Genomic DNA, 14,794 nt, shown 5'->3' with positions numbered 1-14,794 from the left:
CATGACCTTAGATCTTGCCTACCAGGTCCAGCGATGGCGCCAGAGTGGCTTCGCCTTCTTTCCACTTGGCCGGGCACACTTCGCCTGGGTGGGCGGCAACGTACTGGGCAGCCTTCACTTTACGCAGCAGTTCGGCAGCATCGCGGCCTACACCACCGTCGTTCAGTTCGACGATCTTGATCTGGCCTTCCGGGTTGATCACGAAGGTACCGCGATCCGCCAGGCCGGCTTCTTCGATCAGCACGTCGAAGTTGCGCGAAATGACGTGGGTCGGGTCACCGATCAGCGGGTATTGGATCTTGCCGATGGTGTCCGAGGTGTCGTGCCAGGCTTTGTGGGTGAAGTGGGTGTCGGTGGACACGCCGTAGATTTCCACACCCAGTTTCTGGAACTCGGCGTAGTTGTCGGCAAGGTCACCCAGCTCGGTCGGGCAGACGAAGGTGAAGTCAGCCGGGTAGAAGAACACGACAGACCACTTGCCTTTCAGGTCGGCTTCGCTGACCTGGACGAACTCCCCCTTGTGGTAGGCGGTGGCGTTGAACGGTTTGACTTGGCTGTTGATGATTGGCATGAGAGACGCTCCTTCATGGGGTTGGAATCAGTTGATGGATAGAATCCTAACTAATCATCCCGCTGAAGGCTCATTGGCAAAGCTCATGCTTGTGATTGGTTTTGGCTATAACCGGGGTTAATTAATAGAAGGGAATGGGCTGAGCAAAGGATTGCGCTGCATTCATTGGCCCCATCGCCGGCAAGCCAGCTCCCACAGGTACCGCGCAGGCCCATGGACTTGCAATACCTGTGGGAGCTGGCTTGCCGGCGATGAGGCCAGTGCCATTAACGAGTGACTGTACGCATGGTCACGAACTCTTCGGCCGCCGTCGGGTGCACGCCGATGGTTTCGTCGAATTGCTGCTTGGTCGCACCGGCCTTCAGGGCAATGCCCAAGCCCTGGATGATCTCGCCAGCGTCAGGGCCAACCATGTGGCAACCCAGCACCTTGTCAGTCTCGGCATCCACCACCAACTTCATCAGGGTCTTTTCCTGAATGTCGGTCAGGGTCAGCTTCATGGCGCGGAAACGGCTTTCGAACACCTGCACCTTGTGCCCGGCCTCCAGCGCCTGCTCCTCGGTCAGGCCAACAGTACCGATAGGCGGCTGGCTGAACACCGCCGTCGGGATGTTCTGGTAGTCCACCGGGCGGTACTGCTCCGGCTTGAACAGGCGCCGCGCCACGGCCATGCCTTCAGCCAGGGCCACCGGGGTAAGCTGCACACGGCCGATCACATCGCCAATGGCCAGGATCGAAGGCGCAGTCGTCTGGTACTGCTCGTCGACACGAATGTAACCACGCGCATCCAGCTCGACACCGGTGTTTTCCAGGCCCAGGTTGTCCAGCATCGGGCGCCGGCCTGTAGCGTAGAAAACACAGTCTGCAACCAGCTCGCGGCCGTCCTTCAGGGTGGCCTTGAGGCTGCCATCTTCAAGCTTGTCGATACGCTGGATGTCGGCATTGAATTGCAGATCGAGGCCACGCTTTTCCAGTTCTTCCTTCAGGTGCGTGCGCACCGAGCCATCGAAGCCGCGCAGGAACAGGTCGCCACGGTACAGCAGCGTGGTGTCGGCCCCCAGGCCCTGGAAGATACCGGCGAACTCGACGGCAATGTAGCCACCGCCGACCACCAGCACCCGCCTTGGCAGCGCCTTGAGGTAGAACGCTTCGTTGGAGGTGATCGCCAGTTCCTTGCCCGGTATGTCCGGGATCTGCGGCCAGCCACCGGTAGCGATAAGGATGTGCTCGGCGGTGTAGCGCTGGCCTTCCACCTCCACTTCATTGGCACCGGTCAGGCGTGCATGGCCCTGCAGCAGGGTGACGCCGCTGTTGACCAGCAGGTTGCGGTAGATGCCGTTGAGGCGCTCGATCTCGCGGTTCTTGTTGGCAATCAGGGTGCCCCAGTCGAAATGCCCTTCTTCCAGGGTCCAGCCGTAACCCGCGGCCTGCTCCAGTTCGTCCGCGACATGCGCGCCGTACACCAGCAGTTTTTTTGGCACGCAGCCGACGTTGACGCAGGTGCCACCCAGGTAGCGGCTTTCGGCCACTGCCACTTTTGCGCCGAAGCTCGCCGCAAAGCGCGCTGCGCGCACACCGCCGGACCCGGCACCAATCACGAACAGATCAAAATCGTAGGCCATGTATTCACTCTCCTAGGCAGGCGCACAGCATAACGCCGTTGGCCACTGCAAACAAAAAAGCCACCCTGAAGGGTGGCTCTCTATGACCTGCGGGGCTTATCAGTAAGCCTTGCCAGCCTTGTAGAAGTTCTCGAAGCAGAAGTTGGTCGCCTCGATGTAGCCTTCGGCACCACCGCAGTCGAAACGCTTGCCCTTGAACTTGTAGGCGATCACGTTACCTTCGGCCGCTTGCTTCATCAGCGCGTCGGTGATCTGGATCTCGCCACCCTTGCCCGGCTCGGTCTGCTCGATCTTCTCGAAGATATCCGGGGTCAGGATGTAGCGGCCGATGATGGCCAGGTTCGATGGCGCATCTTCAGGCTTGGGCTTCTCGACCATCGAGTCCACACGGAAGATACCGTCACGGATTTCCTCGCCGGCAATGACGCCATACTTGTTGGTTTCCTGCGGATCGACTTCCTGGATCGCGACGATCGAGCAGCGGTATTGCTTGAACAGCTTGACCATCTGCGCCAGCACACCGTCACCGTCAAGGTTGACGCACAGGTCGTCCGCCAGCACCACTGCAAACGGCTCGTCGCCAATCAGCGGGCGGCCGGTGAGGATCGCGTGGCCCAGGCCTTTCATTTCGGTCTGACGGGTGTAGGAGAACGAGCACTCGTCGAGCAGGCGACGGATGCCCACCAGGTATTTTTCCTTGTCGGTGCCCTTGATCTGGTTTTCCAGCTCGTAGCTGATGTCGAAGTGGTCTTCCAGGGCGCGCTTGCCGCGGCCGGTCACGATGGAGATTTCGTTCAGACCAGCATCCAATGCTTCTTCAACGCCATACTGGATCAGTGGCTTGTTGACCACCGGCAACATTTCCTTGGGCATGGCTTTGGTTGCGGGCAGGAAGCGAGTGCCGTAGCCGGCCGCCGGGAACAAGCATTTTTTGATCATATACGTCCTTAACAAAGGCTAGGCCTGTGGAATTCGCCGCAGTCTAATCAGGCGGCACTCACCTTACAATGCCCCCCGATAGCGACCGATGCCATCATAGAGATAACCCAGTGTAGATAGTTCCGGGGGATCGTAAATAATAACGTCACACATGACGGGCGGATGACAGCAAAATAAGGGTGCCTGTACCGGCCCTTTCGCGGGCAAACCCGCTCCCACAGGTACCGCATCAGGCCTGAGCTCTGCACAGATTTTGTGGGAGCGGGTTCACCCGCGAAGAGGCCGGCACAGGTGCTGCATCAGCTACCGGTGCCCTGCCCGATCAGCACCCCATCTACCTTCTGACCATACAGGTTCACGCCGTCATTGGCATGGAACTTCACCCGCGTCTTCTCGATGGAGCCCTCGACCAACCGCGGGTCCTGCGGCCGTTCGTGGCGGTTGATCCACGCCGCCACGTCCCAGGCCTGCTGATCGCTGAGGCTGCCCGGCTTGCCCAGCGGCATGTTGGACTTGATGAACGACGCCGCTGTGTTGATACGGTGCATACCGGCGCCCCAGTTGTAGGACTCCTTGCCCCACAACGGCGGCATCACGTACTCACCGGCCACCTTCTGCCCTTCACCGTTGTCGCCATGGCAGATCGCGCATTGCTCGCGGTACACCTGCTGGCCACGTTTGAAGTCATAGCCGCCCTGGGGCTGCGGCACTTCCGGGTAACCCCGCCCGGCAATTTCCACCCCCGTTGGCGCCTTGGTCGAAAGCCAGTAGGCATAGGTCGCCAATGCCGTCATTTGCGGGCTGTCAGCGGCAGGTGGCTTGCCATTCATGCTGAACTGGAAGCACCCCTGGATCCGCTCGGCATAGGTATTCACCTTGTCGTTTTTCTTGCGGTATGCGGGGTACATCGGATAAGCGCCCCACATCGGCGCCGAATGCGCCAGCCGCCCCTGGTCGAGGTGGCAGTTACTGCAGTTCATGCCGTTGCCCACGGCCTCGGGCATCAGCCGGCGTGTATCGACGAACAGGGCATGGCCCTCGCGCACCATCTTGCCAAAGGCGTTGTCGGGCAACGCGTTTTCAGCGGGCGGCACGAACTGCGGCGCAGCCTGCAGGCCAGGCACGTTCAACTGCGACTGATCTTCCATGGCGATCGGCACGGCCGCCTGGGCGCTGCCCATGGCCAACAGCAACAGCGTTGGAATCATCGGTTTCATGGCTTGACCTCCTGGCTGACGGCGCGGGCGAAGAACTCGGCAACAGCCTTGATCTCCTCATCGGTCATGGCCTTGGCCACGCCAACCATCAGCTGGTTGGGGTCATTGCTGCGGCTGCCGTCACGCCAGGCATTGAGCTGGGCCACCAGGTAACTGGCAGGCTGGCCGGCCAAAGGCGGAAAGTGTTCGCCAACGCCACCGCCGCCAGGACCATGGCACTGCACACACCCCGGGATCTGACGACTCCAGTCGCCGTAAAGGGCCATTCGGGTGGTAGGGTCAACGGCGATTTGCTGGCGCCACAACTTGCTGGCGGGGTCGGCCGGCAGGCTGGCCAGATAGGCACTCACCGCCTCGATTTCATCCTCGGTCAAGGCCTTGGCCAATGGCTCCATCACCGGCTGCTTGCGGCTGCCGCTGCGCCAATCGTGCAATTGCTTGCTGAGGTAACCGGCCGGTAACCCGGCCAGACGTGGAAAGCCGGCAGCGGCGATACCTTTGCCGTCCGGGCCATGGCACCCGAGGCACGCCATGGCGGCGGGGTTGGCCCCACCCTGGGTGAAGATTTTCTGGCCCTCCACGGCATGTGCCATGGGCCAGGCCAGGACCAGCATGCCGCCGACCAGGGCGCGTCTGAACGGTGTCATCACGAATCTCCTTTTCTTTTGTTATATGTTTAGGCTTAAAACATATAAGCAAAGACAGGAAGGTCCGTTGCCTCAGATCAATGTCCGGAGATGCACTGGGTGGCCGCCGTGCGCACATCGCCCAGGCGCAGGGGGAAGTTGTTCAGCCGCTCATGCAGCTTGATGCTGCTGCCGCCGCCACGCTTGTCGATGTCCACCAGCGCCGCAGGGCCTGCCCCGGAGCTGATTTTCTGCGGCACGATCAGGCGCAGGCCGTCGCCACGTGGCTCCTCTACCAACGGATCGCGCGTATCAGCCAGCTTTAGCTTGATGCAGTCGGCATATTCACGCGGGGTCTTGCCGGAAATCACATCCAGCGTCTCGTGGGATTGCTCCAGTTCCGAAACACTCACACAACCGCCCAGAGCCAAAGACACCACCGCCACCATCCACTTCATTTAGAGCACCTCAGCCTTCAAGAATCCAGTTCGACCACAACCAGGCCGTTTTGCTCCCTGCATTGGCAGATTTAGCGGGGCCTGACCATCGAGCGCGCCAGTGTAGCGACACATCGTGGTATCTTTTGCCTTTACAGATCCAACCCTTGCGGAGCATCACATGAAATTCGTCCACCAGCGCGAGCACCTCAACGAGGACGACATCGTCGTCATCGAATGCTCCCAGCGCTGCAATATCCGCCTGATGAACGACGCCAACTTCCGCAGCTTCAAGAACGGCGGCCGTCACACCTACCACGGCGGTCAGTTTGTCGACTTCCCGGCCAAAATTACGGTACCCAGCACCGGTTTCTGGAACATCACCATCGACACCGTGACCACGCGCCCGATCTCGGTGACGCGCAAGCCAACCTTGAGCCACAAGATCAAGATCATCCGTCGCTCTTCGTCGAAACTCAGATAAGACTGCCATGACCCAGAACATCAAATACGTCATCAAATACAAGCTCGACGGCGAGCGCCGCTGGGATTTCGCCGTCATGCCCGACGCCTCGCAGGAGCAGGCCCTCGATGCCCTGCGCAAGATCCACGGCGACGACGCCGACAAGATCAGCGACATTCAGGTGAGCAAGGCACTGTAAGGCTGCGCGCCAAGGAGAACTGCATGAGCAACTGGCCCGACCGTCGTATCCTCGATCTGCTGGGCATCGAGTTGCCCATTCTGCAGGCGCCCATGGCCGGTGCCAGCGGTTCGGCCATGGCCATTGCCGTGGCCGACGCCGGGGGGCTTGGCGCCCTGCCCTGCGCCATGCTCACAGGCGAACAGGTGCGTGGCGAGATCGCAGCCTTTCGAAAGGCTTGCCCGGGCCGCCCGCTGAACCTGAACTTCTTCTGCCATCAGCCGCCAGCGCCCGATGCCGAGCGTGATGCACGCTGGAAGCAGGCGCTTGAGCCTTATTACAGCGAAACGGGTGCCGATTTCACGGCCCCCACGCCAGTGTCCAACCGTGCGCCGTTCGACGAACAAAGCTGCCAGCTGATCGAGCAACTGCGCCCGGAGGTGGTGAGCTTCCACTTCGGCCTGCCCCAGGCTGACCTGCTGCATCGGGTGAAGGCCAGTGGTGCCAAGGTCCTGTCCAGCGCGACGACGGTGGAAGAAGCAGTCTGGCTGGAACGCAATGGCTGTGACGCGATCATCGCCATGGGTTATGAAGCCGGTGGCCATCGGGGCATGTTCCTCAGCAACGACATTACCAGCCAGATCGGCACCTTTGCCCTGGTGCCGCAGGTGGTGGACGCGGTCAGCGTGCCGGTGATTGCCGCAGGCGGTATCGGTGACCACCGCGGCCTGGTGGCGGCACTGGCCTTGGGCGCTTCGGCAGTGCAGATCGGCACGGCTTACCTGTTCTGCCCCGAGGCCAAGGTTTCGCCGGCGCACCGCCAGGCGCTGGACAGCGCGCCCGCCAGCGACACGGCGTTGACCAACCTGTTTACCGGCCGACCGGCGCGTGGCATCAACAACCGCATCATGCGCGAGCTAGGGCCGATGAGCGACCTGGCACCGCGCTTCCCGCTGGCGGGTGGGGCACTGATGCCTTTGCGGGCGATCACCGATCCGCAGGGTAACAGTGACTTCAGCAACCTCTGGGCAGGGCAGGCTCTGAGGTTGGGTAGGCACATGCCTGCGGGGGAGCTGACCCGGGAGATTGCCGAAAAGGCACTGGCCTTGGTTAATCGTTAGGCATCTTCATATACAGGCTCGGCCTATTCGCAGCACAAGGCTGCTCCTAAAAAGGTGCGGCGCCTGTAGGAGCAGCCTTGTGCTGCGAAGAGGCCGAGCCTGCAAATGCATCACCCAGCCCCTTCCCGGCAAATGGCCTATCGCTATATAGTTCAGGACATAACGATAACCCCAAGGAGCTGTCTTGATGCGTATCCGCCCCTCCCACTTGGCCGCCACCGCCCTGGCCACCCTGTTCGCCTTCAACACTGCCTGGGCCGACGAAGTCCAGGTCGCGGTCGCAGCCAACTTCACTGCCCCCATCCAGGCCATCGCCAAGGACTTCGAAAAAGACACTGGCCACAAACTGGTCGCGGCCTACGGCGCCACTGGGCAGTTCTACGCACAGATCAAGAACGGCGCACCGTTCGAAGTGTTCCTCGCCGCTGACGACAGCACCCCGAAGAAGCTTGAAGAAGAAAAGGAAATTGTCCCCGGGTCGCGCTTCACCTACGCCATCGGCACCCTGGCCCTGTGGTCGGCGAAAGAAGGCTACGTAGACGCCAAGGGTGACGTGCTGAAGAAGAACGACTACAAACACCTGTCCATCGCCAACCCGAAAGCGGCACCTTACGGCCTGGCCGCCACCCAGGTGCTGGACAAGCTGGAGCTCACCGAAGCCACCAAGGGCAAGATTGTCGAAGGCCAGAACATCACCCAGGCCTTCCAGTTCGTCTCCACCGGCAATGCCGAGCTGGGCTTCGTTGCGCTGTCGCAGATCTACAAGGACGGCAAGGTAACCAACGGCTCGGCCTGGATCGTACCGGCCAACCTGCACGACCCGATCCGCCAGGACGCCGTGATCCTTAACAAAGGCAAGGACAATGCTGCCGCCAAGGCGCTGGTCGAATACCTGAAAGGTCCGAAAGCCGCAGCGGTGATCAAGTCCTACGGCTATGAACGCTGATGCCCCTGGACGCCAGTGACCTGGGTGCCATCTGGCTGACCGTCAAGCTGGCCAGCCTGACCACGCTGATCCTGCTGGTCATCGGCACCCCCATCGCCTGGTGGCTGGCGCGCACGCGCTCATGGCTACGCGGCCCGGTGGGTGCGGTAGTGGCACTGCCGCTGGTACTGCCTCCGACGGTGATCGGCTTTTACCTGCTGATCGCCCTGGGGCCACACGGCTGGCTAGGCCAGGCTACCCAGGCACTGGGCCTGGGCAGCGTGGTGTTCAGCTTCACAGGCTTGGTGATCGGTTCGACGGTGTACTCCATGCCGTTCGTCGTGCAGCCGCTGCAGAATGCCTTTGGCGCCATCGGCCAGCGACCGCTGGAAGTCGCCGCTACCCTGCGCGCCAGCCCATGGGACACCTTCGTTCATGTGGTGCTGCCGCTCGCCCGCCCCGGCTTCGTCACGGCCAGCATCCTCGGCTTCGCCCATACCGTGGGCGAATTTGGCGTGGTGCTGATGATCGGCGGCAACATTCCCGACAAGACCCGAGTGGTGTCGGTGCAAATCTTCGATCACGTCGAGGCCATGGAGTATTCGCAAGCCCACTGGCTGGCCGGTGCCATGCTGGTGTTCTCTTTCCTGGTGCTGCTCTTGCTGTACGCCGGACGCCGCGGCAAAGCTGGCTGGAGCTGACATGACCGCATCGATAGTGGCGCGCCTGAACCTGGCGCGCGACGACTTCACCCTGGACGTTGACCTGCACCTGCCCGGGCGCGGCATCAGCGCGCTGTTCGGCCACTCGGGCTCCGGCAAGACCAGCTGCCTTCGCTGCCTGGCCGGCCTGGAACGGGCCGCCAGTGCCTACATCGAGGTTAATGGCGAAGTCTGGGAAGACAGCGCCCGCGGCTACTTCCAGGCGCCGCACCTGCGCCCGGTGGGCTACGTGTTCCAGGAGGCCAGCCTGTTCCCGCACCTGTCGGTACGCGGTAACCTGGAATTCGGCTGGCGCCGGGTAGCGGCTGCTGAACGCAAGGTCAGCCTCGACCAGGCTTGCCAGCTATTGGGTATCGGCCACTTGCTGGAGCGCCGCCCGGCAACCTTGTCTGGCGGCGAGGCGCAGCGGGTGGGCATTGCCCGCGCCTTGCTCAGCAGCCCACGGCTGTTGTTGATGGATGAACCGCTGGCGGCGCTGGACGGGCCTCGCAAGCGCGAGATCCTGCCCTACCTGGAGCGCCTGCACGACGAACTGGACATCCCGTTGGTGTACGTCAGCCATGCCCAGGATGAAGTGGCGCGACTGGCCGACCATCTGGTCTTGCTTGAACAAGGCAGGGCGGTCGCCAGCGGCCCGATCGGCGAAACCCTGGCCCGCCTGGACCTGTCGCTGGCCCAGGGCGACGATGCTGGCGTGGTGTTCGAGGGCATGGTGGTGGGCCACGATCCGCACTACGACCTGCTCGACTTGCGCCTGCCCGGCAGTAGCGGGCCGCTGCTGCGCATCGCCCACCCGGCGCATACGATGGGCAGCACGCTGCGGGTCAAGGTGCAGGCCCGGGACGTAAGCCTGGCACTGGCGGCAGACAGTACGTCAAGCATCCTCAACCGCCTGCCAGTGCGTGTGCGTGATAGCCGCCCGGCGGACAACCCGGCGCATGTGCTGGTCAGCCTGGATGCCGGTGGCAATGCCCTGCTTGCGCGCATCACCCGCTTCTCGGCAGACCAGCTCGGCTTGCACCCGGGCCAGGTACTGTTCGCCCAGATCAAGTCGGTGGCCCTTTTAGGCTGAGCATCCTGCGCTCAGGTGTTGTCCATTGATCAGTGACCCGATCAAGGCCCGCACCCTATGCTCGACTGCCCCCTGCCGCGCACGCTGCATTACGTTGACGACAGCCAGCCGGGCCTGACCCGGCGACGCTGGCGTGACCGTTTCATTTACCTGGATCCGGATGGCCAACGGGTACGCGACAGCGAAACCCTTGCGCGCATCGCCGCCCTGGTAATCCCCCCGGCCTATACCGATGTGTGGATCTGCACCGACCCGCAGGGCCACCTGCAGGCAACCGGCCGTGATGCCCGTGGCCGCAAGCAGTACCGTTATCACGCGCAGTGGCGCGAACTGCGCGACCAGCACAAGTACGGGCGCATGCTGGCCTTCGCCAAAGCGCTGCCCAAGCTGCGCGCGCAACTGGAGGCCCACTTGGCTCGCCCAGGGCTGGACCGGGAAAAAGTCATGGCGCTGGTGGTGAGCCTGCTGGACCACACCCTGATCCGCATCGGCAACCAGCGCTACCTGCGCGATAACCAGTCGTACGGCCTGACCACCCTGCGCAACCGCCACGTACAAGTCAGAGGCAGCACCATCCGCTTCCAGTTTCGCGGCAAGCGCGGCGTCGAACACAATGTCACCCTCAACGACCGGCGCCTGGCCAGCCTGCTCAAACGCTGCATGGAGTTACCTGGGCAAGCGCTGTTCCAGTACCTGGATGAAGACGGCCAGCGCCACAGCGTAGGCTCGGGTGAGGTGAACCAGTTTCTGCAGCAACTGACCGGCGCGGACTTTACCGCCAAGGATTACCGCACCTGGGCCGGCAGCAGCTTGGCGCTGGACTTACTTAAACCGCTGGCCTGGGAGCCGGAAAGCGAAGCCAAACGCCAGGTCGCGGCGATAGTCCGCCAGGTCGCAACGCGCTTGGGTAATACGCCGGCAGTCTGCAGGCGCTGCTATATCCACCCGGCAGTACTGGAGCACTATGCACTGGGGCGTTTGGCCAGTTTGCCAAAAAACCGTGTACGCAAAGGCCTGGACCCCGAAGAAGTGGCATTATTGCTGTTTCTTCAGGCGCTTGAGGAACAGGATGACCATTAAGCCTGTCTATCTAGCCCATGATGCGAAGAAATTTCCCATTAGCGTCCAAGCCCCCTATCCTTGCCATCGAGCACCTCGGCCGACAAACCGTTGACGGTTTGCACCGGCCCCTGCAAGTGAAGACACGCAACAGAATTTGTCTGTCTGGGAATTCTTATCCGCCGAAAGCGTCTTTAATGAGAAGGAAGAGGGACAAGCTCCCACCGCTGCGGCAAATAGGCCGGCGGACTCTTACATTACCAAGGAGAACTACATGCTGATACTCACCCGTAAGGTTGGCGAAAGCATCGTCATCAACGATGACATCAAAGTCACCATTCTGGGCGTCAAAGGGATGCAGGTGAGGATCGGTATCGATGCACCGAAAGATGTTCAGGTCCATCGCGAAGAGATCTTCAAGCGTATTCAGGCTGGCAGCCCGGCCCCGGAGAAACACGAAGACTCACACTGAGCCCCCAGGGAACATGGCTGCGCTTGATCGCCAGGCTCAGGTGCCCAACAACTGGCGCACCTTGGCGATCATCTCGTCCATGTCGAAAGGCTTGTCGAATATGGCGGCGAACAGGGCCGGGCATCCTTGGCTGGCCTGTGCGCCGCTCATCAGAATGACTGGCAATTCGCACAGCAATGGGTCTTGGCGCATGGCACGAACCAGCTCCTCACCATTGAGCAGCGGCATCATGTAGTCGGTGATCACCAGCTCAACGCGCTTTTCCTTCAAGGCCTCCAGTGCCTTGCAGCCGTTGCTCGCCTTTTCTACCAGATAGCCTTCGTCCTCCAGGGCAAAACCAAGGATATCGGCAATCAGGTATTCGTCATCGACGATCAGGATGGTGTTCATCGGTTTGCTCCGTCACCCGCTCCCCTGCGGCACGGGCGTTCCCGAGAGCACACCACTGGCGCCTTCGAACGCCTTGCGCAAGCTAATGCCCTGCGGCCCGATCAACAGTTCGTGCAAGGCCGGGTCATGGTGACTGTCACGCACCTTGAGGATCGACAGCATGCGCCGTAGTTGAGAATCCAGCTCGACGAAGCGCATCAGCATCAGGTTGTCGACAATGCTCGACAGGTCCGGGGCCGGAGCGCTGATTTCCGCGCCGAAGATGTCGCGCATTTCCCAAGTCAACATCACGCTCACATCACGCGCACGCAGCTCGCCGGCGATGGCGCGGAAAAACCCATTGAGCCGCGCCGGATCGACGGCCAGGCGACTGAATGCCCCAAGGCTGTCAATCAGCACGCGCTTGCTGCCCTGCGCCTCGACACGTTCGAGCAGGCGCGCGCCGATCTGGTCTAGCAGGCCCTCGGTAGTCGGCTGCCAACACAACTGCAGGCTACCGTCCTGCTCCATCGCTGCAAAGTCATAACCCAGCGACGCAGCCTTGTTGCGCAGGCGTTCGGGCGTTTCATAAAAGCCGAAATGCAGCCCCGGCGCCTGCACGGTGCTGGCGCCAAGAAAGGCTAGCCCCAATGATGTCTTGCCAATACCAGAGGGCCCGATCAACAGGCTGACCGAACCCATCGCCAGGCCGCCTTCGAGCATCTCATCCAGGGATGACACACCACTGCTGATGCGCGCCGGGGTGGCGCTGCCCATCTGGCTCGGGTGGCTGAACAACGCTTCCAGGCGCGGATAGACCTGCATGCCGCTTTCATTGATAAGGCATTCATGGCGCCCCGACAACGCCGCACTGCCGCGGGTCTTGCGCAACTGGATATGGCGCACGGCGCGGCTGCCCACCAGTTGCTCACCCAACTCGATTACCCCGTCGACCATGGTGTGCTCCGGGCTGCCCTCGTCCAGCCGCGCACTGGTGAGCAGCAGGACGGTGCAGCCGGCAAAGGCCGCATGGCCCTGCAGCTCGGAGACGAATTTCTTGGTGTCCAGCGTGGTTTCGGCACGCACCCGGGCATTGAGCACACCGTCGACAATCAGCAGGCTGGCCTGCTGCCGGGCGATTTCCTGGCGCAGCAGCCGCACCACAGCATCCAGACCTTCCTGCTCAAGGGTATCGAAGGCACTGACAAACTGTATCTGATCGCCAACCAGCGTCGGGTCAAAAAAGTCCAGGGTGGACAGGTACTGGAACAGCCGCTCATGCGACTCGCTCAACAAGGTGGCGACCAGCACGCGGCCACCCGAGCGCACGTGCCCGTAGGCCAGCTGATTGGCCAGGATAGTTTTGCCGGCACCCGGCGGGCCTTGAATGATGTAGGAGGCTCCGGCTACCAGCCCCCCCTTGAGCAGCGCATCGAGCCCTTCGATACCTGTCACCAACCGCCTGAGTGCCTGCGCCATGATGCTTACCTGTCGAGTGGGCTGTTGGTCTTGTCCTGATACGTTGGCAAGTAAAGCTGCATGAAAGTTCCATGGCCGGGCTCACTGTCGACGTGGATGGCGCCACCGCTCTGCCTGGCAAAGCCATATACCTGGCTAAGGCCCAGGCCAGTACCCTTGCCGAACGCCTTGGTCGTGAAGAATGGCTCGAAGATGCGCGGCAGAATTTCTGGTGCAATCCCTCCACCACTGTCTTCCACCACGAAGCGCACAAAGCTGCCGTGCAGCCCTCCCACCTCGCCAGCCAGCTCAACCACATCGACTGTCAGACCTATCCGGCCCTCCTCTGCGATAGCATCGCGGGCGTTGAACAGCAGGTTCAGCAGCACCATCTGCAACTGCCCGGCATCCACTTCAATCAACGGCAAGTCCGCTTCCAACTGCACCTGTAGCTCTATCGAGCTGGGCAGTGCGTGCTCCAACAGGCCGCGGGTAGCAGCGACCAGGTCTGCCGGTGCGACACGCGCTACATCGAGCTGACGGTGGCGAGCAAAGCTGAGCAGCTGCTGGGTCAGTTCAGTGCCCCGCTGCCCGGCGACGAGAATGTGCTGCAACATGCGCTCGATGCGCGCCGGGTCTTTGCTGGCGAGCGCCAGTCGCGCGGAACTGATGATGATGGTGAGCATGTTGTTGAAATCATGCGCCAGCCCCCCGGTCAACTGGCCGAGAGCTTCCAGCTTCTGCGCCTGGAACAACTGGGCGCGCACTGCATCCAGTTGCATCGCCGACTCGCGGCGGTCGGTGATGTCCCGCGTGACCTTGGCCAGGCCGATGATCTGCCCTTGGTCATCGCGGATCACATCCAGCGCCGCCAGGGCCCAGAACTGTGTGCCATCCTTGCGCACGCGCCAGCCCTCATCCTGCGCCACTCCTTCCTCCAGCGCCTGGCGCAGCAAGCGCTCAGGGCGGCCGTCGGCGCAGTCCTGGGGGGTGAAAAACAGCGAGAAATGCTGGCCGATCACTTCATCGGCGCGGTAGCCTTTGATCCGTTGCGCCCCGGCATTCCACGACACCACATGGCCAGACGTATTCAGCATGTAGATGGCGTAATCCACCACAGACTGAACCAGCTGCTCATAGCGGTGTTCAGGCATGACGGGGTTGTCGAGGCAGTCAGCTGAAACCATGAAGACTCCACTGGCACAGCGCAAGGGACATAAACGTTAGCCGAGGGTGCCCGCCAGCGGCTAGCGATGGTCAGCGTTCAGGCTCGACCAGCACGGGGCTGATGCGCCGTGGCATCGCCACCCTCAACAGCCACAGGCCAACCAGCATGATAACCCCTCCGCCCACCAAAGCCATCCACCGCTGCGGCTGTGGGTGCTCAGCATCGAAACCGAGCATCAACAGGTAGCCACCCAGGCTTATCAGGCTGAGGAACAGAAACGCGCCCAACACCATCACCTGGGCAAATAGCAGCCGCCAGAACAGCCGTGGGCGCGCCACTTGCGTGCAAGGGTCAGACCGAGTCATCGCGGCATAC

18 protein-coding genes are annotated in these 14,794 nt (G+C 61.8%); 8 read left to right on the top strand and 10 right to left on the bottom strand.

The genetic code is table 11. The features are described 5' to 3' along the window. Positions 1–7 precede the first annotated feature (7 nt). From ahpC to AC07XM_RS11860, 6 genes are all read right to left on the bottom strand, one after another. The gene (ahpC, locus tag AC07XM_RS11885; RefSeq protein WP_004375926.1) at positions 8–571 is read right to left on the bottom strand and encodes an alkyl hydroperoxide reductase subunit C; all 564 of its coding nucleotides are present in this window, start codon (positions 569–571) and stop codon (positions 8–10) included. 266 nt (positions 572–837) lie between these two features. Continuing rightward, entirely contained in the window at positions 838–2,193 is a 1,356-nt protein-coding gene (gene gorA / locus AC07XM_RS11880) for a glutathione-disulfide reductase (RefSeq protein WP_016487925.1), read from the bottom strand. A gap of 99 nt (positions 2,194–2,292) precedes the next feature. Further along, on the bottom strand, positions 2,293–3,132 hold the full coding sequence (gene galU / locus AC07XM_RS11875) for a UTP--glucose-1-phosphate uridylyltransferase GalU (protein WP_016487927.1): 840 nt from the start codon (positions 3,130–3,132) through the stop codon (positions 2,293–2,295). A gap of 299 nt (positions 3,133–3,431) precedes the next feature. Beyond that, a complete protein-coding gene (locus AC07XM_RS11870) occupies positions 3,432–4,349 on the bottom strand; it encodes a c-type cytochrome (RefSeq protein ID WP_016487928.1) in 918 nt (305 codons plus the stop codon). Further along, positions 4,346–4,996, bottom strand: a complete 651-nt coding sequence (locus AC07XM_RS11865) for a c-type cytochrome (protein ID WP_016487929.1) — start codon at positions 4,994–4,996, stop codon at positions 4,346–4,348. Before AC07XM_RS11865 ends, AC07XM_RS11870 begins: the two co-directional genes overlap by 4 nt. Positions 4,997–5,073: 77 nt before the next feature. Then, on the bottom strand, positions 5,074–5,433 hold the full coding sequence (locus AC07XM_RS11860; RefSeq protein ID WP_016487930.1) for a hypothetical protein: 360 nt from the start codon (positions 5,431–5,433) through the stop codon (positions 5,074–5,076). 160 nt (positions 5,434–5,593) lie between these two features. Here AC07XM_RS11860 and AC07XM_RS11855 point away from each other — a divergent pair, with 160 nt between their 5' ends. The 8 genes from AC07XM_RS11855 to csrA all read left to right on the top strand — a co-directional run bounded on the left by AC07XM_RS11855 (position 5,594) and on the right by csrA (position 11,424). Next, positions 5,594–5,896 carry a DUF1883 domain-containing protein gene (locus AC07XM_RS11855; protein WP_016487931.1) on the top strand — a complete coding sequence of 101 codons (303 nt, stop codon included), beginning with the start codon at positions 5,594–5,596 and terminating at the stop codon, positions 5,894–5,896. Positions 5,897–5,903: 7 nt separating this feature from the next. Beyond that, positions 5,904–6,074 (top strand): hypothetical protein, encoded by a 171-nt coding sequence (locus tag AC07XM_RS11850; protein WP_095115567.1) that lies wholly within the window; start codon positions 5,904–5,906, stop codon positions 6,072–6,074. Positions 6,075–6,097: 23 nt separating this feature from the next. Continuing rightward, the gene (locus tag AC07XM_RS11845; protein ID WP_016487933.1) at positions 6,098–7,174 is read left to right on the top strand and encodes an NAD(P)H-dependent flavin oxidoreductase; all 1,077 of its coding nucleotides are present in this window, start codon (positions 6,098–6,100) and stop codon (positions 7,172–7,174) included. 187 nt (positions 7,175–7,361) lie between these two features. Then, the gene (gene modA, locus AC07XM_RS11840; RefSeq protein WP_060517203.1) at positions 7,362–8,120 is read left to right on the top strand and encodes a molybdate ABC transporter substrate-binding protein; all 759 of its coding nucleotides are present in this window, start codon (positions 7,362–7,364) and stop codon (positions 8,118–8,120) included. Continuing rightward, entirely contained in the window at positions 8,120–8,800 is a 681-nt protein-coding gene (modB, locus tag AC07XM_RS11835; RefSeq protein ID WP_016487935.1) for a molybdate ABC transporter permease subunit, read from the top strand. Before modA ends, modB begins: the two co-directional genes overlap by 1 nt. 1 nt (position 8,801) lies before the next feature. After that, entirely contained in the window at positions 8,802–9,893 is a 1,092-nt protein-coding gene (gene modC, locus AC07XM_RS11830) for a molybdenum ABC transporter ATP-binding protein (RefSeq protein ID WP_016487936.1), read from the top strand. 57 nt (positions 9,894–9,950) lie between these two features. Further along, positions 9,951–10,973, top strand: coding sequence for a DNA topoisomerase IB (locus AC07XM_RS11825; RefSeq protein WP_102689109.1), 1,023 nt, complete (start codon positions 9,951–9,953; stop codon positions 10,971–10,973). A gap of 253 nt (positions 10,974–11,226) precedes the next feature. Continuing rightward, entirely contained in the window at positions 11,227–11,424 is a 198-nt protein-coding gene (gene csrA, locus AC07XM_RS11820) for a carbon storage regulator CsrA (RefSeq protein ID WP_012051904.1), read from the top strand. 36 nt (positions 11,425–11,460) lie between these two features. Here csrA and AC07XM_RS11815 read toward each other — a convergent pair whose 3' ends face one another. The 4 genes from AC07XM_RS11815 to AC07XM_RS11800 form a co-directional block, all read right to left on the bottom strand. After that, positions 11,461–11,814, bottom strand: a complete 354-nt coding sequence (locus tag AC07XM_RS11815) for a response regulator (protein ID WP_016487938.1) — start codon at positions 11,812–11,814, stop codon at positions 11,461–11,463. Between the two features lie 12 nt (positions 11,815–11,826). Next, entirely contained in the window at positions 11,827–13,272 is a 1,446-nt protein-coding gene (locus AC07XM_RS11810; protein WP_016487939.1) for an ATPase domain-containing protein, read from the bottom strand. Between the two features lie 5 nt (positions 13,273–13,277). Then, positions 13,278–14,438 (bottom strand): two-component system sensor histidine kinase NtrB, encoded by a 1,161-nt coding sequence (locus AC07XM_RS11805; protein WP_102689108.1) that lies wholly within the window; start codon positions 14,436–14,438, stop codon positions 13,278–13,280. A gap of 70 nt (positions 14,439–14,508) precedes the next feature. Further along, positions 14,509–14,784 carry a hypothetical protein gene (locus AC07XM_RS11800; RefSeq protein WP_016487941.1) on the bottom strand — a complete coding sequence of 92 codons (276 nt, stop codon included), beginning with the start codon at positions 14,782–14,784 and terminating at the stop codon, positions 14,509–14,511. Positions 14,785–14,794: the final 10 nt, after the last annotated feature.

Source organism: Pseudomonas sp. GW460-LB5 (genome assembly GCF_059423245.1).
The sequence above is the reverse complement of the archived record's forward strand: the minus strand, read 5'-3'. Positions and strand labels throughout refer to the sequence as shown.